Below are 18,428 nucleotides of genomic sequence, written 5' to 3' on the forward strand. Positions count from 1 at the left end.
CGAACGAGGGCCCGTGCTGTGCGCATGGGCCCTCGGTTCTGCATCGGCTTTTGCCGCGACGCTCCGGAGCGGTACGGTCATCGGTTGGAACCACCATAGGGAAGGCGAAGGGCGTCGATGGCCATTGCCAAGGCCGAGCGGTTGATGAACCTGGCGCTGTGCTTGCTGGGGACACGGCGGCCGCTCAGCAAGCGCGAGCTGCGCGAGTCCATCGAGGCCTACCTCGAAGCAGGCGGTGACGACTCCTTCAGCCGGATGTTCGAGCGCGACAAGGATGATCTGCGCGAGCTCGGTCTGGTGATCGAGACCGTCGAGAACATGGACGGTGAGGTCGGCTATCTGGCCCGCCGTGACAGCAACCGTCTGCCGCCCATCACGCTGGACGCCGAGGAGGCCGCCGCCCTGGGCCTGGCCGCCAAGGTCTGGCAGCAGGCCCGGCTGGCCGGCGCGGCCAGCGGTGCCCTGCAGAAGCTGCGCGCGGCCGGCCTGCCCGAGGATGTCGATCCGTACGAGGCGCACGGCGCTCTGGAGCCGCGCATTCCGGTGCACGAGGCCGCCTTCGAGCCGCTGATGCTGGCCTGCCGTGACCGCCGCCCGGTCGTCTTCGACTACCGCAAGGCCTCCGCGGCCCACCCGGAGCCCCGGCTTGTGGAGCCGTGGGCCCTGGAGTGCTGGCGCGGCCACTGGTATCTGGCGGGCTGGGACCGCGACCGGGGTGCCGAGCGCGTGTTCCGGCTGTCGCGGATCACCGGGAAGGTGCGTAACCGGGGCAACGGTTTCACCGCTCCGGTCCCCGACGTGGTCACGGTCCGTGAGACCGTGGCGAGCTGGGCGGGCGAGATCGCTGATCGTACGGCCCTGATCAGGCTGCGTTCGGATGCCGGGTACCCCCTTCGGGCGAAAGCCACATCGGTGCGGGAACTCGAAGACGGCTGGGACGAGTTGGAGATTCCGTACGGGCACGGTCTGGACGCCTGGCTGGTGGAGTTCGGTCCGGACGTGGTGGTCCTGGAGCCCGCCGAGCTGCGGGCCGATGTGGTGGACCGGCTGCGTGCCGTGGCCAAGGGCTGAGGGGAGGGAAGCAGAACAGTGGCAGGCAAACCGGTCAGGTCCGTGAACGCCATCGACCAGACCAGGCGGATGCTCTCCCTGGTGACGTATCTGCGTGAGCGCCCCGGAGCCCGGGTCGCGGACGTGGCGCGCGCCTTCGGGATCACCGAGGACGAGCTGGTCTCCGACCTCGACGTGCTGCCCATGTGCGGTACCAGTTTCCGTGGCGGCGACCTGCTCGACATCGACACCGACGGCGAGCGCATCTGGTGGCACAACCCCGCGGCGCTCGGTGCGGAGGCCGCGGAGCCGCTCAGGCTCGCCGCCGACGAGGCCACCGCGCTGCTGGTGGCCGCCCGGGCCGTCGCCACCCTGCCCGGCCTGCGGGAGGGCGACCGGCAGGCGCTGCTGCGGGCCACGGCCAAGGTGGAGGCCGCGGCCGGCGAGGCGGCCGGCGCCAGCTCCCGGCTGTCGGTGACCTTCGAGTCCGAGGGCGGTGTCTTCGCCGATGTCGACCGGGCGATCTCCGAGCGCCGCCGGCTGTGGATCCGCTACTACTCGCCCGCCCGGGACGAGGTGACCGAGCGCGAGATCGACCCCATCCGCCTGGTCAGCGTCGGCCATACCTATGTCGAGGCCTGGTGCCGCCGCTCCGAGGCCCGGCGTACTTTCCGGCTCGACCGGGTCGCCGAGATCAGGATCCTCGACGAGCCGTCGGCGCCGCCGGAGATAGAACTGCGGGACCTCTCCGAAGCGCTGGTCCAGCCCGCCGCCGAGGACCCGGAGGTTGTCGTCGAGGTCGGTCCCGGTGGCCGCTGGGTGGCCGAGTACTACCCGCACGACAGCGCGGATGAGCTTCCCGACGGCGGACTGCGTATTACCTTGCGCACCCCCGATCCGGCGTCGCTCAGACGCCTGGCACTGCGGCTGGGCCGCGACGGCCGGATCGTGTCGCCGCCCGAGCTGGCCGCCAGCGCCCGTCAGGCGGCGACCGAGGCGCTCGCGGCGTACGACGCGCCGCAGGCGTGACGCATGCGGTGCTTGGCGTTCATGACCGGTGGGAGTGTGCCGCTGGGGGCGCGCCGGCTGTGGCGCCCCGGTGGCGGGCGCCCAGAAATAGAGGAGCTGGGGTTTTGAGCGAGTCTGCGGGGTCCGGTGCGAGGGACATGACGGTCGCGGCGGCGTTCGCCGGGATGAAGAGAGTGGTCCCCGTGGTGTTCAGGGCGGGCTGCCCGGACTGCCGGGGCCGCTTCGAGCTCTCCGCGAGCGCTCTGCGCCTGGCGATCGGCGCCAGCAGCCGTACGACGTTCTACTCCTTCACCTGCCCCGAGTGCGGCGCGTCCGTCCGCAAGCCCGCGGGGGAGCGCATCGTCGAGCTGCTGACCGGGGGCGGGGTCAGGACGCTGCGGCTGCACTCCACCGTTTAGGCTCGGCGTCATGTTCTGGCCGATGTTCGCGGTAGTTGTGGGTTTCCTGGGACTTGCCGTCCTCGGTGTGCTGGCCGTCCGGGTCTTCCTGGAGGCGCAGCGCCTCGGCAGGCAGGTAACGGACTCCGCGCGCCGTATCAGCAGGGCGGCCGAGGATCTGGAGCGGGCGTCCGCGAGTGCCGCCCGCGCTGTCGACGCGCTGTGAGGGCTGCTGTGGCGGTTCTGTGAGTCTTGAGGCGCACGCGTTTTGGGTCACTTCGCCCTGTCACCAGGGCCCCTGCGGCAGGTACGCTGCTGGTCGCGGTGCGAAGAACGAGGCGCGTACCGCTGACCGGGAGTACGCACGGGGATTGCACCACGTTCACCCCTGGGCGTTACGATCGCTGCCAGCATGATGTTCGGACATGTGTCCGACTGGTCGGACAGGCCCGTCGCCCCGCCTCGGTGAGAAGGTGAAGATTTATGTTCCGCAACGGACTTGAGCCGTGGCACCTGCTGATCCTCGTTGTGGTCATCCTCCTCGTGTTCGGTTCCAAGAAGCTGCCGGACATGGCGCGCTCCCTCGGTAAGTCCGCCCGCATCCTGAAGAGCGAGGCGAAGGCGATGAAGGAGGAGGGCAAGCAGTCCGGCACCGCCGAGTCCGCCTCCGAGGAGCCCGCTCCCGCTCAGCGCACGATCCAGGCCGCGCCCGGCGACGTGACCAGCTCACGCCCGGTCAACGAGCCGACGGACACGACCCAGCGCTGACGCGAGGACCGGGGACATCCGGTCCACTGCACGAGATGAGGATGTGGGTTGCCCAAGTCTGCCCGCAACAAGGAGAGGGATCCCGAGGGCCGGATGCCGCTCGCGGATCACTTGCGTGAGCTGCGCAACCGGCTTGCCAAGGGTGTCCTGGCGATCCTCGTTGTCACGATCGTCGCGGCCTTCTTCTACAGGGACATCATCGATGTCATCACCAGGCCGATGCTCGACGAGATCGGCTGTGGCCAGTCCTTCGGGGAACTGAACCAGGCCAAGAACGTCCACTGCGCGCACATCACCGTCAGCGGCCTGCTGGCTCCGTTCACCCTGGCCCTGAAGGTCGCCCTGATGGCCGGTGTCGTGCTCGCGTCGCCGGTCTGGCTTTACCAGCTGTGGGCGTTCGTCGCGCCGGGCCTGCACCGCAACGAGAAGAAGTACGCCTACGCCTTCGTCGGCTTCGGTTTCCCGCTCTTCCTCACCGGTGGCTACCTCGCGTTCCACGTGCTGCCCACCACGGCCAAGGTGATGATCGGCCTCACGCCCGACGGTGCCGAGAACCTGTTGCCGCTGGACGATCTGCTGGACCTGGTCACCCGCATGATCGTCGTCTTCGGTCTCGCCTTCGAGATGCCCTTGCTGCTGGTCATGCTCAACCTCACCGGTGTGCTGTCCGGAGGACGCATGCTCGGCTGGTGGCGCGGCATGGTCATCGGCATCACCGTCTTCGCGGCCGTGGCCACACCCAGCCCCGACCCGATGACGATGCTGGCGCTGGCGGCGCCGATCTGGGGGCTCTACTTCATCGCCGTGGCCATCGCGCTGCTCAACGACCGGCGCCGGGCGCGACGCGAGGCCCAGGGACCGGGCGACGACGAGGCCTCCGAGCTGGACCTCACCCCCGAGGACATCGGCGAGGTCGAGCCGGTCTCCGCCGGCCGGGTGGTGCCCGAGCAGGCGGGCCCGGACCGGGTCAACGGCTATGACGACGTGACCTGACAGGTCCCTTCACCCACTCACGAGCGGTGCCCGCGTCCCCAGGGACGCGGGCACCGCTCGTTGTGGTTGTCCCACGTTCCGGATAATGATCGTCCTGTTGTCAGTGGGGCCCGGTAACCTCGAAAGCACGATGACAGAGGACCTCTCACCGGCCGAGCGGTACGCGGCAGCCCGCAGGCGGGCAGCCGAGCAGGCCACCGCACTCGCGTCCTTCCGCGAGATGTACGACTTCGGCCTCGACCCCTTCCAGATCGAGGCCTGCCAGGCGCTCGAGGCGGGGAAGGGCGTGCTGGTGGCCGCCCCCACCGGCTCGGGCAAGACGATCGTCGGCGAGTTCGCCGTCCACCTCGCCCTCCAGCAGGGCAAGAAGTGCTTCTACACGACACCCATCAAGGCGCTGTCGAACCAGAAGTACTCCGACCTGTGCCGCCGTTACGGCACACAGAAGGTCGGCCTGCTGACCGGCGACAACAGCGTGAACCCGGACGCCCCGGTGGTCGTGATGACCACCGAGGTACTGCGCAACATGCTGTACGCGGGCTCGCGGACCCTCCTCGGCCTCGGGTACGTGGTCATGGACGAGGTGCACTACCTCTCCGACCGCTTCCGCGGCGCCGTATGGGAGGAGGTGATCATCCACCTGCCCGAGTCGGTGACCCTGGTGTCACTGTCGGCGACGGTGTCGAACGCCGAGGAGTTCGGCGACTGGCTCGACACCGTCCGCGGCGACACCGAGGTGATCGTCTCCGAGCACCGGCCCGTGCCGCTGTTCCAGCACGTACTCGCCGGGCGGCGGATGTACGACCTGTTCGAGGAGGGCGAGGGCCACAAGAAGGCCGTCAACCCCGACCTCACGCGGCTGGCACGGATGGAGGCCAGCCGCCCGTCGTACCAGGACCGCAGGCGGGGCCGCGCCATGCGCGAGGCCGACCGGGAGCGGGAACGCAGGCAGCGTTCGCGGGTGTGGACGCCGGGCCGGCCCGAGGTCATCGAGCGGCTCGACTCCGAGGGTCTGCTGCCCGCCATCACCTTCATCTTCAGCCGCGCCGCCTGCGAGGCCGCCGTCCAGCAGTGCCTGTACGCGGGCCTGCGCCTCAACGACGAGGAGGCGCGGGAAAAGGTGCGCGCCCTGGTCGAGGAGCGCACGGCGGCCATCCCCACCGAGGACCTGCACGTCCTCGGCTACTACGAGTGGCTCGAGGGCCTCGAGCGCGGCATCGCCGCCCACCACGCGGGCATGCTGCCGACCTTCAAGGAGGTCGTGGAGGAACTGTTCGTCCGCGGCCTGGTCAAGGCGGTCTTCGCCACCGAGACCCTCGCGCTCGGCATCAACATGCCCGCCCGCTCGGTCGTGTTGGAGAAACTCGTCAAGTGGAACGGCGAGCAGCACGCCGACATCACCCCGGGCGAGTACACCCAGCTCACCGGCCGCGCCGGCCGCCGTGGCATCGACGTCGAGGGCCACGCGGTCGTGCTGTGGCAGCGCGGCATGAGCCCCGAGCACCTGGCGGGACTGGCGGGCACGCGCACCTACCCGCTGCGCTCCAGCTTCAAGCCGTCGTACAACATGGCGGTCAACCTGGTCGAACAGTTCGGCCGGCACCGCTCGCGCGAACTGCTGGAGACCTCCTTCGCGCAGTTCCAGGCCGACAAGTCGGTCGTCGGGATCTCCCGGCAGGTGCAGCGCAACGAGGAAGGGCTGGAGGGCTACAAGGCCTCCATGACCTGCCACCTCGGCGACTTCGAGGAGTACATGCGGCTGCGCCGCGAACTGAAGGACCGGGAGACCGAACTCGCCCGGCAGGGCGCGGCGCAGCGGCGTACCGAGGCCGCCGTCGCGCTGGAGAAGCTCAAGCCGGGTGACGTGATCCACGTACCGACGGGCAAGTACGCGGGGCTGGCGCTGGTGCTCGACCCGGGTCTGCCCGCCGGCCGTTCCAACGGGCACCGCGGTTTCGAGCACCACGACGGGCCGCGTCCCCTGGTGCTGACCGCCGAGCGGCAGGTCAAGCGGCTGGCGTCCATCGACTTCCCGGTGCCGGTCGAGCCGTTGGAGCGGATGCGGATCCCGAAGTCCTTCAATCCGCGCTCGCCGCAGTCCCGTCGGGACCTCGCCTCCGCGCTGCGCACCAAGGCCGGGCACATCCCGGCGGAGCGGGCCCGCAAGAAGCGCTCGCAGGCCGCCGACGACCGCGAGATCGCGCGGCTGCGCACGGCGATTCGCGCGCACTCGTGTCATGGCTGCAACGACCGGGAGGATCACGCCCGTTGGGCCGAGCGGTACCACCGGCTGCTGCGGGACACCTCGCAGCTGGAGCGACGGATCGAAGGCCGTACGAACACCATCGCGCGGACCTTCGACCGGATCGTCGCCCTGCTGACCGAGATGGACTATCTGCGCTCCGACGAGGTCACCGAGCACGGCAGGCGGCTCGCCCGGCTGTACGGCGAACTGGACCTGCTGGCCAGCGAATGCCTGCGCGAGGGGGTCTGGGAGGGCCTGGCTCCGGCGGAACTCGCCGCCTGTGTGTCGGCGTTGGTGTACGAGGCCCGGGTCGGGGACGACGCGATGGCGCCCAAGGTGCCGTCGGGCAAGGCCAAGGCGGCGCTGGGGGAGATGGTCCGGATCTGGGGGCGGCTGGACGCTCTGGAGGAGGAGTTCCGGATCACCCAGACCGAGGGTGTCGGCCAGCGCGAGCCCGACCTCGGCTTCGCCTGGGCCGCCTACATGTGGGCCAGCGGCAAGGGGCTCGACGAGGTGCTGCGTGAGGCGGAGATGCCTGCGGGGGACTTCGTGCGGTGGTGCAAGCAGGTGATCGACGTGCTCGGGCAGATCTCGGCCGCTTCGCCCGTGGAGGGCTCGACGGTGGCGAAGACCGCGCGCAAGGCGGTCGATCAGTTGCTGCGGGGCGTGGTGGCCTACTCGTCCGTGGGGTGAGGCATCGGCCGGCGGGAGCCGGCCTCGGAACGAGGTGATGTCCCCGGTTTCCTGTGCGCTCGGCTCGCACGGGGAAGCCGGGGACATCTGTCTTCACTCGTTACGGTGAGTTATCTTCGTACGCCTGTCTCTAGCTACGCTGAGTGTGCGATTGTTGGCGCAGAGTGCAAATGGGGCTGAGCGTACTCGCGTGGCGTGGGCGATTTCAGGCGCTTGCCGAATATGACACGGCGATGATCCGGTCGGACTAAGCTCGCCCGCGGCGCACCGAGTTGAGGTGAATTCGTGCGCTTGTTCCCAAAGATACCGAAGATCCAGGCTGCTCCACGAATCTTCCCCCTGAAAGCTCCCCCGACACCCCGCCGATTAGTCACAGAGGCATACATGGTGAGTGTTCAATCCCCTCCCGGTGGCCGCGAACTGTCCTACGCGCGCGTGCTGTTGCTGCCGGCCATAGTGATGGCCGCGGCGACCGGAGCCGCCGTCGCCGTGGTCTCGGCGCCGGCCCGGACCGCGGTCGGCCTGTGCGGCGCCGTCGCCACCCTGCTGGTGATCGCGGCGGCGGCCGAAGCGGTGCGCCGCGGTCGCAAGCTCCGTGAGGTACGGGCGGAACACGCCCGTCACACCGCGTATCTGGAGCGGCGCCTCGCCGCCCAGGAAGCCGATCTCCTCCGCTTCCGCACGGAGGTCGTGCCGACCGCGCTGTACCGGCTGCGCGCCGGTGAATCCCCCAGAGAGGCGATGCACAAGGTCCTCGACGCCGACCCGGAAGCACGTCACCTCCCCGACGCGCTGCGCGACCTGCTCAAGGCCCTGCTGAAGGTCGTGGACGAGGAGGAGACGGCGCGCGACGCCGCGCAGCAGGCGTTCGTGAACATCGCCCGCCGCGTCCAGGCCATCGTCCACCAGCAGGCCCACGAACTCCGCGAGATGGAGGAGGACCACGGCCGCAATCCCGAGGTCTTCGACGACCTGCTGCGCATCGACCACGGCACCGCGCTGATCGGCCGCCTCGCCGACTCCATCTCCGTACTCGGCGGCGGCCGTCCCGGGCGGCAGTGGCCCAACCCCGTGGCGCTGTACAGCGTGTTGCGCGGAGCCATGTCCCGGATCCTCGAGTACCGCCGGATCGACCTGACCTCCATCGCCCATGTGAACATCAAGGGCACCTGTGTCGAGCCGGTCATCCACGCCGCGGCCGAACTCCTCGACAACGCCACCCGCTACTCGCCGCCCCAGACCAAGGTGCACGTCACGGCCACCGAGGTGCAGACCGGCGTCGCCATCGAGATCGAGGACGCCGGGGTCAGCCTCAACGAGGAGGCCCGGGCCCGGATCGAGAACATGCTGGAGGCGGCCAAGGCGGGCGTCGACCTGCAGACCCTCGGCACCACCCCGCGCCTCGGCCTGGCCGTCGTCGGCCGGCTGTGCTCGACGTACAACATGCAGGTCTCGCTGCGCGCTTCCGCGTACGGCGGGGTCCGTGCCGTCCTCATCGTGCCCAGCAGCATGATGACCACCGAGCCGGCCCCCGGCCTCGCCCACGGCATCGGTGCCACCGCCGTGCCCAAGGCCGAACTCGGCGCACTCGAGGGCCCCAAGCGCGCACCCAAGAAGCGGCGCCCCACCAGCCCGCGCATCCCCGCCGGGATCTCCATGGAGGACGACGTCCCCGAGGTCACCGAGTGGACCGCGGGCGGCCTGCCACAGCGCCGCAGCAGGATGAAGATCCCGCTCAGCCGTCGCCTCGCCGAACAGGCCGCCATCGAGCGGGCCGAACGCGAGGGCAAACCCACCGTCTGGTCGCAGCACAAGCCCGGGCCCGAGCCGGAGAAGAAGAAGGACGACCGCGAGCCCGGACTGTGGGTCGAGGCCTTCTGGGAGGGACTCAAGAAGGACAACCCGGGCCACCCGACCGACTTCACGCGGAACCCGACCGCGTACCTGCACCTGATCAACGATCCGGCCACCCACCACACCGAGGCCGACGACGAGGGGGACCTCAAGTGATCCAGCAGCGAGCGAACTTCGACTGGATGCTCAAGGAGCTCGCCGACGGCGTACCGGGCATCGAGATGATCGTGGTGCTTTCCGCCGACGGCCTGCGCATCGCCCGCTACGGCGGCGACCCCGACGCCGCCGACCGCGTCGCCGCGGCCTGCGCCGGCGTGCAGAGCCTGGCCGGCGCCGTCGCCCAGGAACTCCCCGGCAGCGACGGCGACATGAAGCTGGTCGTCATCGAGATCGACGGCGGCTACTTCTACCTGATGGCCGCCGGAGCCAACGCCTACCTCGCGGTCCTCGCCGACGTCGTCTGCGAGCCCGGCCGGATGAGCGGCATGATGCGCGACCTCGTCGTCCGCATCGGCGCCCATCTCACCAGTCCGCCCCGGCGCAACGGGCAGACCGTATGACTCCTCCGCAACGAAAACGTCGGCTCCCGCAACCGGAACCGCAACCGGAACCACTGCCGGAACCCCTCGGGGCGGGCCGGCCGACCGGGGCCAAGAAGAACCCCGAGCGGTTGTACGTCATCACCGGTGCCACCGACGGGGGACGCGCCGAGCTGGACCTGGTGACGTTGATCGTGGCGCGCGCCGACCCACCGCCCTCCGTCCCGCCCGAGCAGGCGGCGCTGCTCCGGCTCTGCACAGCCCCGCTGTCCGTGGCCGAACTCTCGGCCTACCTCAATCTGCCCTTCAGCGCGATGACCGTACTGATCACCGAGATGATCACGGCCGAACTGGTGCAGGCGCGCGTTCCGATCGTCCGCCAGGCGCTGCCCGACCGTTCACTCCTCGAAGCGGTGATGCATGGACTTCAAAAACTCTGACACCATCCCGGGCCCACGCTCCGCGGACCACCTGCCGCACACGGCCCAGGCCGCGGTGAAGATCGTGATCGTGGGCGGATTCGGAGTGGGCAAGACCACCATGGTCGGCTCGGTCAGCGAGATCAAACCGCTGACCACCGAAGAGACCATGACCCAGGCCGGCATCGGTGTCGACGACGACTACGGCTCCGAGACGAAGACCGCCACCACCGTGGCCATGGACTTCGGCCGCATCAGCATCACCGAGAAGCTGGTGCTCTATCTCTTCGGCACGCCCGGCCAGGAGCGTTTCTGGTTCCTGTGGAACGGCCTCTTCGAAGGCGCCCTCGGCGCCGTCGTGCTCATCGACACCCGCCGTCTGGAAGTCAGCTTCGACGTCATAGGACGACTGGAGGAGCGCGGTGTGCCCTTCGTCGTCGCCGTCAACTCCTTCCCCGACGCGCCTCGTCACCCCCTCGAGGAACTGCGCACCGCGCTGGACCTGCCGCCGGAGATCCCCATCATCGAGTGCGACGCGCGCCGCCGGGCCTCCAGCCGCGACACGCTGATGACCCTCATGCGCTTCCTGCACTCGCTCGCCATGACCGGCGCCCTCACCTGACCCCCTCCCGACTCTCCCCTCACCCCGATCCACTCCTCGGAGCGACCACTGTGACGCCTGAACCCCATACCCCGACCGGTACGGACGATCCCACGCTCGGCCCGCCCCCCGGCTGCCCCGCGCACGGCATCGGGCCCGGGGGACTGCACCGGCTGTACGGGCCGGACGCGGACGACCTGGGCGAGCTGTACGACAAGCTGCGGGCGGACTACGGGCCCGTGGCGCCGGTGCTGCTGCACGACGACGTGCCGATGTGGGTGGTCCTCGGACACACCGAGAACCTGCACATGGTGCGCAGCCCCTCGCAGTTCACCCGGGACAGCCGCGTCTGGACCCCGCTGGCGGAGGGCATGGTCAAACCCGACCACCCGCTGATGCCGCACATCGCCTGGCAGCCCATCTGCTCGCACGCCGAGGGCGACGAGCACCAGCGGCTGCGGGCGGCCGTCACCGGCGCCATGTCGACCATCGACCACCGCGGCATCCGCCGCCACATCGGCCGCTACACCCAGGTGCTGGCCAACGAGTTCTGCGAGGTGGGCCGCGCCGACCTGGTCGGCCAGTTCGCGGAGCACCTGCCGATGGCGGTGATGTGCGAGATCCTCGGCATGCCCGAGGAGTTCAACGACCGCATGGTGCATTCCGCCCGGGACGCGCTCAAGGGCACCGAGACCGCCATCGCCAGCCACACCTACGTCATGGACGCGCTCAGCCGGCTCACCAGCCGCCGTCGCGCCCGGCCGGACGAGGACTTCACCAGCCACCTCATCACCCACCCGGCCGGACTGACCGACGACGAGGTCCGGGAACACCTGCGCCTGGTGCTCTTCGCCGCCTACGAGGCCACCACCAACCTCCTCGGCAACGCGCTGCGCATGGTCCTCACGGAACCGGGCTTCCGGGCCCAGCTCAACGGCGGGCAGATGACGGTGCCCGAGGCGGTCGAACAGTCCCTGTGGGACGAGCCGCCGTTCAGCGCCGTCCTCGGCTACTTCGCCAAGCAGGACACCGAGCTGGGCGGGCAGCGCATCCGCCGGGGCGACGGGCTGCTGTTCGCCCCGAGACCGGGCAACGTCGACCCGCGGGTACGTCCCGACCTTGCCGCCAACATGCAGGGCAACCGCTCCCACCTCGCCTTCGGCGGCGGTCCGCACGAATGCCCCGGCCAGGACATCGGCCGTGCCATCGCCGACGTCGGCGTCGACGCGCTGCTGACCCGCCTGCCGGACGTCCAGCTCGACTGCGCCGAGGAGGAGTTGCGCTGGCGGTCGTCGATCGCCTCACGGCATCTGGTGGAACTGCCGGTGCGTTTTGAGCCGAAGCCGAAGCAGGATGTGACGCTCAAGCCCAGCCCCGCGCCGATCCCGCCGCAGCGCGCCACCTGGCAGGTCGGCACCACCCCTGCCGGACCCGCACCGGCCCCCGCCCCCGAAGCCGAGATGGCGGCGCCGCCGCAGTCGGCTCCCGCACCCGCCGAACCGGCCCGCCGGGGCGGCGTGTGGCAGCGCCTCAAGAGGTGGTGGCGCGGCCACTGACCGGTCCGCCGGCCAGGCCGCCACGCCTTCGGTGACCGGCCTGACCGGCAGCCCACTCGGCGGGCGACGACCAGGCCTGCAGCGCCCGCCCGCTGACGAAGCGGTGCTCCCTCCCCGTGACCGGATCGGTGAACTCCAGCCGCCGCGCGAGCAGTTGCAGCGGACACCGGAAGTCACCGGCCGGTACGGGGCCGGTCACCTCCGGGTACAGCGGATCGCCGAGGAGAGGCACGCCCAGGGTGCTCATGTGCACCCGCAGCTGATGCGTCTGGCCGGTGGCGGGGACCAGCCGGTACCGGCCCAGCCCGTCCCGCTCCCGGTGCTCGACCAGTTCCACCAGGGTCACCGCGTTCGGCTCGCCCGGCACCTCCTGGGCGGCCTGGACCCCGCGCTCCTTGACGATCCGGCTGCGCACGGTCCGCGGCAGGGCCAGACCGGGGACGTACGGGGCGACCGCCTCGTACTCCTTGCGTATCCGCCGGTCGCGGAACAGCGACTGGTAGGCACCGCGGTCCCCGGGCCGTACCGTGAACAGCACCAGTCCGGCCGTCAGCCGGTCCAGACGGTGCGCCGCCGTCAGCGTCGGCAGCCCGAGTTCGCGCCGGAGCCGCGCCAGGGCGGTCTCGGCGACATGGCTTCCGCGCGGGGTCGTGGCGAGGAAGTGCGGCTTGTCCACGACGACGATCCGCTCGTCCCGGTACACGACCTCCAGCGGGAACGGCACCGGCACCTCGGCGGGCAGCTCGCGGTGGAACCACACGTACATCCCTGGTACGTACGGGGCGTCGGCGGCCACCGGCCGGCTGTCCGCACCGACGACCAGTCCCGCCTCCAGCATCCCCGCGACCATCCCGGGGCCGGCCCCGCTGAGCCGCTCCACCAGATGCTCACCCACCGTGGCCCACGCCCCGCCGAGCGGCAGCCGCAACCGCACCGGATCCACCCCGCGACGCTGTGGCAGGGGCGAGGGCGGCGTGCGCGACTTGCGTCTCATCAGGGCACCAGCCTAGGCGCTGGGCCCGGGGCACCGAGTCGCCGCCCGCCTCAGCCCGCTCAGGCCGCCGCCGCGCCGCCCTCCTGCTCCGCCTCGATGCGCGCGTTCCAGTCCCGCTTGGAGGCCTGCCAGCCGTCCTCGTTGTGGCCCAGGCGCCAGTAGCCGGAGATCGACAGGTCCTCGCGCGGGACGGCGAGCTCGACGCGCAGCAGCCGCCGCAGCTCCTTCACGAAGGCCGCCTCGCCGTGCACGAAGGCATGCATCCGGCCCTCGGGGAACTCCAGCGCCCGTACCGCCTCGACCAGCGCCGCGCCGACCGGCCGGTCACCGCGGTGCAGCCAGACGACCGGCACGTCGGAGTCGATCTTCTGCTCCTCCTCGGGTCCGGAGACCTCCACGAAGGCGTGCGCCCTGACGCCCCCGGGCAGCGACTCCAGGGCGCGGGCGATCGCGGGCAGGGCGCTCTCGTCACCGGCGAGCAGATGCCAGTCGGCGCTCACGTCCGGCGCGTACGCCCCGCCGGGGCCCATGAAGCGCACGGTCTCACCCGGCTGCACGCGCGCCGCCCACGGCCCGGCCAGGCCCTCGTCGCCGTGGAGCACGAAGTCCAGGGCCAGTTCGCGCTGTTCGGGATTCCAGGCGCGCACCGTGTACGTCCGGGTCACCGGCCACTGCTCGCGCGGGAACTCCGCACGGATCCGCTCCACGTCGAAGGGCTCGGGATAGGTCACGCCCTCGGCGGGGAACAGCAGCTTCACATAATGGTCGGTGCAGGTGTCCGCGGCGAAGTCCGCCAGACCCTCACCCCCGAGCACCACCCGCTGCATGTGCGGGGTCAGCCGCTCGGTGCGCACGACCTGTGCGGAATGGGGCTTGCGCGGCTTGCGTCCCGGACGTTCTGCCATGACGGCCTCCCGGCTCCCTCGGTTGGGCGCTCCATTGGTTAGGTTCGCCTAAGTTAGCATCCGGGGCAAGTAAACACCCCTTCCTTCAGAGCTGGATGAGAGGGCACTTGCAGGAGGCCGAGGCCGCCGTGCGCGTCAGGCCCCGAGCGTCGTCAGCAGCCGCTGGAGGGAACCGCCCAGTCCCCAGCGCGCCGCCAGTTCCTCCAGGCCCGCCGCGTCGCGCGGCCCGCGCGGCACCGCCGTGTCGACGTCCGGCAGGGGGACGTCGGCGGCGACCCGGACGACCGTCGGCGCGACGGCGACGTACGGGCGGGCCTCCTCCAGCCGCTTGCGCTGCGACGGCGTGAGCCTGGACCCGGGGTCGTCGACCGCCGCCATGATCCCGGCCAGGTCGCCGAACTCGGCGAGCAGCTTGGCGGCCGTCTTCTCGCCGATCCCGGGCACCCCCGGCAGGCCGTCGCTCGGGTCGCCGCGCAGCAGCGCCAGATCCGCGTACCCGCTGCCGTCCACCCCATACTTCTCGCGCAGCCACGCCTCGTCGGTCAGCTGCAGCGTGCCGACGCCCTTGAGCGGGTACAGCACCCGGACCCCGCGGGCGTCGTCCACCAGCTGGTACAGGTCGCGGTCGCCGGTGACGATGTCGACCGGCCCGTCGGCGCGCGCGGTGAACGTGCCGATGACGTCGTCCGCCTCGTACCCGCCGACGCCGACCCGCGCGATGCCGAGCGCGTCCAGGACGGCCTCGATGACCGGCACCTGCGGGGAGAGCGTGTCCGGGACCTCCTCCTCGTCCGGTCCCGCCTCGTGCACCTCGGCGACCCGGTGCGCCTTGTAGGAGGGGATCAGGTCGACCCGCCACCGGGGCCGCCAGTCCGCGTCCATGCACGCCACCAGGTGGTCCGGCCGGTGGTCCTTCACCAGCCGGTCGATGAAGTCCAGCAGTCCGCGCACGGCGTTCACCGGCGTGCCGTCCGGCGCCTTCACCGAGTCCGGCACGCCGAAGTAGGCGCGGAAGTACAGGGAGGCGGTGTCGAGGAGCATCAGTCGTCCGGTCACGCCTCGCATCATGCCGTACCCGGCGGGCCTGTGAACTGGGCCACTGTCGTGTTTGCCGCCGGGGTGCCTGGGCAGGCGCCGCCTCCGAGCGGAGATAGTTGCTCATTTCAACGAGAGGTACGTGTGTCAGCCAGCCTTGAGGCCGAGCATCTGTACAAGGTGTTCGGCAGACGACCGGACCAGGCAGTGGAAAGACTGAAGCGGGGAGCCGACCGGGAGGAGCTGCGCGCCGACGGCACCACCGCCGCCGTGATCGACGCCTCCTTCATCGTGGACCCCGGCCAGATCTTCGTCGTGATGGGCCTGTCCGGGTCCGGCAAGTCCACCCTGCTGCGGATGCTCAACGGTCTGCTGGAGCCGACCGCGGGGCAGGTCCGCTTCGGCGGCCGGGACCTGACCGCGCTCACCGGCCGTGAACTGCGCGAGGTCCGCGCCCGGAAGATCAGCATGGTCTTCCAGCACTTCGCGCTCTTCCCGCACCGCAGCGTCCGCGACAACGCCGCCTACGGCCTCGCCGTGCAGGGCGTGCCCCGCGCCGAGCGCGAGCGCCGCGCCGACGAGGCGCTCGCCCTGTGCGGCCTGGCCGGCTGGGAGGACTCCTGGCCCGACGAGCTGTCCGGCGGCATGCAGCAGCGCGTCGGGCTGGCCCGCGCGCTCGCCACCGACGCCGAGCTGCTGCTGATGGACGAGTCCTTCAGCGCGCTCGACCCGCTGATCCGCCGCGACATGCAGGATCAGCTGCTGACGCTGCAGCAGACCCTCAAGAAGACGATCGTCTTCATCACCCACGACCTCAACGAGGCCATGCGCCTGGGCGACCGGATCGCCGTCATGCGCGACGGCCGGATCGTGCAGACCGGCACCGCCGAGGACATCCTGGTCCGTCCCGTCGACGACTACGTCGCCTCCTTCACCAAGGACGTGGACCGCTCCCGTGTCCTGACCGCCGCCGCCGTCATGGACACCGAGCTGCGCGGCGACGAGGCCGACTGCGGCTGCCCGGCCGCCTCGCCGGACACGCCGTTCACCGAGCTGTGCGCGCTCAGCGCCCGCCTCCCGCACCCGGTCGCGGTCCGCGACGACGCACGCAAGCTCGTGGGCGTCGTACCGAGGCAGCGCCTCGTCGGCTTCCTCGGCGACGCGTTCGACGAGCGGGACGAGATCACCGTCTGCGACGGCGGGCAGGACGAGACGAAGAAGGTGACCGCCGGTGCCTAGGATCCACCTCGGTGACTGGGTCGACTCCGGCGTCGACTGGCTGGTCGCCCATCTGTCCTGGCTGTTCGACGCGATCCGCGCGGTCGTGGAGGGCATGTACGACGGTATCGACGCCGTCCTGACCGCGCCCGCGCCGCTGCTCCTGGCGGGCATCCTCGCGGTGCTCGCCTGGTGGCTGCGCGGGCTGGTCGCGGGGATCCTCGCCTTCGCCGGGTTCGCGCTCGTCGACTCGCTCGACCTGTGGGACCGGGCGATGTCGACGCTCGCCCTGGTCCTCGTCGCCACGGTGATCGCCCTGGTGATCTCCGTCCCGCTGGGCATCTGGGCCGCCCGTTCCAAGGCGGTCAGCGCGGCCGTGCGTCCTGTCCTGGACCTGCTCCAGACCATGCCGTCGATGGTGCTGCTGATCCCGGCCATCCTCTTCTTCGGCCTGGGCACCGCCGCCGGCGTCATCGCCACGCTGATCTTCGCCCTCGCGCCCGGTGTCCGCATGACCGAGCTGGGCATCCGCCAGGTCGACGCCGAGCTGGTCGAGGCGGCCGAGGCGTTCGGCACCTCACCCCGCGACATCCTGCTGCGCGTCCAGCTGCCACTGGCGCTGCCGACCATCATGGCGGGCGTCAACCAGGTGATCATGCTGGGCCTGTCGATGGTCGTGATCGCCGGCATGGTCGGCACCGGCGGCCTCGGCGGTGCCGTCAACGAGGCCATCGGCCAGCTCGACATCGGCTTCGGCTTCGAGGCGGGCGTCGGCATCGTCGTCCTCGCCATCTACCTGGACCGGGTCACCGGCGCCCTCGGCACCCAGCTGTCGCCGCTCGGCCGCCGCTCCGCCGCGAAGGCCCGCGCGGCCGCCGGCACCAGGGTCTGGGCCCACCGCCCGCGCCCGGCGGTCGCGGTCGTCGGCGTGGTCGTGCTGGCCCTGGTGGCCGGCGGCATGGGGGTCTTCGGCTCCTCCGGCACCACCCAGGCCTCCGCCACGGACGTCGGCAAGGGCAAGGAGATCCGGATCGGCTACATCCCCTGGGACGAGGGCATCGCCTCCACGTACCTCTGGAAGGAGATCCTGGAGGAGCGCGGCTTCAAGGTGACCACCACCCAGTACGCCGCCGGCCCCCTCTACACCGGCCTCGCCACCGGCCAGCTCGACTTCCAGACCGACTCCTGGCTGCCCACCACCCACGCCGAGTACTGGAAGAGGTACGGCAAGCAGCTCGACGACCTCGGCAAGTGGTACGGCCCCACCTCACTGGAGCTGACCGTCCCGTCCTACGTGAAGGACGTGAACTCCCTGGCGGACCTCAAGGCGCACGCCTCCGAGTTCGGCGGGCAGATCATCGGCATCGAGCCCAGCGCCGGCATGATGGGCCTGCTCAAGAGCAAGGTCCTCAAGGAGTACGGCCTGACGGGCGCGTACGAGGTCGTCGACGGCTCGACCCCCGCGATGCTCGCCGAACTCAAGCGGGCCTACGCCAAGAAGCAGCCGGTCGTGGTCACCCTGTGGTCGCCCCACTGGGCGTACAGCGACTACGACCTGAAGAAGCTCAAGGACCCGCGGGGCGCCTGGGGCAAGGGCGACGGCGTACACACCATCGCCCGCAAGGGCTTCGCAGCCGACAACCCCGAGGCCGGTAAGTGGCTGCGGAACTTCTCCATGACGGAGCAGCAGCTCACCGGCCTGGAGGCGCAGATCCAGAAGGCCGGCAAGGGGCAGGAGCAGGACGCCGTCCGCACCTGGCTGAAGCAGCACCCCGGGCTGGTCGACACGTGGGCCCCGGTCGCCGGCCAGGGGACGAAGAGCCGGGCGGCCGGGTGACCTGACAGCACCCGGTTCCGCTCAAGCGAGGGGTGGGCAGCACGTTCCGGTGCGGCCCACCCCTCGTGGCGTACGGGGCGCGGTGGACGGAACGAGCCCGGACCCACCTACGGAAAGAATCCGGCCAACCACAGAGCGCTACGGCCTTGCCCAAACCTCGGCATCCTGCTGGCCCGCGCCCCCGATGTGTCACCGTCGGCCAACTCCCCAGCGCGCTCCCGGACTTCACCATCCGGCAGCACAGCCCCGATCGGAGGCCGGCGGGGGCTCGCGCGCTGGCGCGATCTAGGGGGGTGACGCGGCCCCCGCGTGACA

17 protein-coding genes are annotated in these 18,428 nt (G+C 70.8%); 14 read left to right on the forward strand and 3 right to left on the reverse strand.

The features are described 5' to 3' along the window. Nucleotides 1-117: 117 nt before the first annotated feature. The 12 genes from ACH45E_RS17685 (at nt 118) to ACH45E_RS17740 (ending at nt 12,124) form a co-directional block, all read left to right on the forward strand. Nucleotides 118-1,071, forward strand: coding sequence for a WYL domain-containing protein (locus ACH45E_RS17685; protein WP_361440759.1), 954 nt, complete (start codon nt 118-120; stop codon nt 1,069-1,071). An 18-nt stretch (nt 1,072-1,089) separates the two neighbouring features. Beyond that, on the forward strand, nt 1,090-2,079 hold the full coding sequence (locus ACH45E_RS17690; RefSeq protein ID WP_361440762.1) for a WYL domain-containing protein: 990 nt from the start codon (nt 1,090-1,092) through the stop codon (nt 2,077-2,079). A gap of 104 nt (nt 2,080-2,183) precedes the next feature. Beyond that, on the forward strand, nt 2,184-2,477 hold the full coding sequence (locus tag ACH45E_RS17695; RefSeq protein WP_361440765.1) for a hypothetical protein: 294 nt from the start codon (nt 2,184-2,186) through the stop codon (nt 2,475-2,477). 10 nt (nt 2,478-2,487) lie between these two features. Further along, nucleotides 2,488-2,682, forward strand: a complete 195-nt coding sequence (locus ACH45E_RS17700; RefSeq protein ID WP_361440768.1) for a hypothetical protein — start codon at nt 2,488-2,490, stop codon at nt 2,680-2,682. 257 nt (nt 2,683-2,939) lie between these two features. Then, nucleotides 2,940-3,224 (forward strand): Sec-independent protein translocase subunit TatA, encoded by a 285-nt coding sequence (tatA, locus tag ACH45E_RS17705; protein ID WP_361440771.1) that lies wholly within the window; start codon nt 2,940-2,942, stop codon nt 3,222-3,224. 48 nt (nt 3,225-3,272) lie between these two features. Next, a complete protein-coding gene (tatC, locus tag ACH45E_RS17710) occupies nt 3,273-4,217 on the forward strand; it encodes a twin-arginine translocase subunit TatC (RefSeq protein ID WP_361440774.1) in 945 nt (314 codons plus the stop codon). Between the two features lie 85 nt (nt 4,218-4,302). Beyond that, nucleotides 4,303-7,155 (forward strand): DEAD/DEAH box helicase, encoded by a 2,853-nt coding sequence (locus ACH45E_RS17715; RefSeq protein WP_361440777.1) that lies wholly within the window; start codon nt 4,303-4,305, stop codon nt 7,153-7,155. 384 nt (nt 7,156-7,539) lie between these two features. Beyond that, complete coding sequence (locus ACH45E_RS17720; protein ID WP_361440780.1) at nt 7,540-9,165, forward strand: ATP-binding protein; 1,626 nt, start codon at nt 7,540-7,542, stop codon at nt 9,163-9,165. Further along, a complete protein-coding gene (locus ACH45E_RS17725) occupies nt 9,162-9,569 on the forward strand; it encodes a roadblock/LC7 domain-containing protein (protein ID WP_132853723.1) in 408 nt (135 codons plus the stop codon). Before ACH45E_RS17720 ends, ACH45E_RS17725 begins: the two co-directional genes overlap by 4 nt. Next, nucleotides 9,566-9,988 (forward strand): DUF742 domain-containing protein, encoded by a 423-nt coding sequence (locus ACH45E_RS17730; RefSeq protein WP_361440784.1) that lies wholly within the window; start codon nt 9,566-9,568, stop codon nt 9,986-9,988. The genes ACH45E_RS17725 and ACH45E_RS17730 overlap by 4 nt, the downstream gene beginning before the upstream one ends. Further along, entirely contained in the window at nt 9,969-10,589 is a 621-nt protein-coding gene (locus ACH45E_RS17735) for an ATP/GTP-binding protein (RefSeq protein WP_361440787.1), read from the forward strand. The genes ACH45E_RS17730 and ACH45E_RS17735 overlap by 20 nt, the downstream gene beginning before the upstream one ends. Before the next feature lie 50 nt (nt 10,590-10,639). After that, entirely contained in the window at nt 10,640-12,124 is a 1,485-nt protein-coding gene (locus tag ACH45E_RS17740; RefSeq protein WP_361440790.1) for a cytochrome P450, read from the forward strand. Here the strand turns inward: ACH45E_RS17740 and ACH45E_RS17745 are convergent. The 3 genes from ACH45E_RS17745 to ACH45E_RS17755 all read right to left on the reverse strand — a co-directional run bounded on the left by ACH45E_RS17745 (nt 12,099) and on the right by ACH45E_RS17755 (nt 15,088). Continuing rightward, nucleotides 12,099-13,118, reverse strand: a complete 1,020-nt coding sequence (locus ACH45E_RS17745) for an RluA family pseudouridine synthase (protein WP_361440793.1) — start codon at nt 13,116-13,118, stop codon at nt 12,099-12,101. The two genes, ACH45E_RS17740 and ACH45E_RS17745, sit on opposite strands and share 26 nt — an antisense overlap. 59 nt (nt 13,119-13,177) lie before the next feature. Next, entirely contained in the window at nt 13,178-14,023 is an 846-nt protein-coding gene (locus ACH45E_RS17750; RefSeq protein ID WP_361440796.1) for a siderophore-interacting protein, read from the reverse strand. Nucleotides 14,024-14,158: 135 nt separating this feature from the next. After that, nucleotides 14,159-15,088: a 5'-3' exonuclease gene (locus ACH45E_RS17755; protein WP_361441468.1), complete on the reverse strand. Its 930-nt coding sequence runs from the start codon at nt 15,086-15,088 to the stop codon at nt 14,159-14,161. A gap of 114 nt (nt 15,089-15,202) precedes the next feature. Here ACH45E_RS17755 and ACH45E_RS17760 point away from each other — a divergent pair, with 114 nt between their 5' ends. Both ACH45E_RS17760 and ACH45E_RS17765 read left to right on the forward strand, forming a co-directional pair. Further along, nucleotides 15,203-16,297 carry a glycine betaine/L-proline ABC transporter ATP-binding protein gene (locus tag ACH45E_RS17760; protein WP_361440799.1) on the forward strand — a complete coding sequence of 365 codons (1,095 nt, stop codon included), beginning with the start codon at nt 15,203-15,205 and terminating at the stop codon, nt 16,295-16,297. Beyond that, nucleotides 16,290-18,113, forward strand: a complete 1,824-nt coding sequence (locus tag ACH45E_RS17765; protein WP_361440802.1) for an ABC transporter permease/substrate binding protein — start codon at nt 16,290-16,292, stop codon at nt 18,111-18,113. The genes ACH45E_RS17760 and ACH45E_RS17765 overlap by 8 nt, the downstream gene beginning before the upstream one ends. Nucleotides 18,114-18,428 lie beyond the last annotated feature (315 nt).

Source organism: Streptomyces sp. NPDC020299, from assembly GCF_044387825.1.
Lineage (GTDB): Bacteria > Actinomycetota > Actinomycetes > Streptomycetales > Streptomycetaceae > Streptomyces.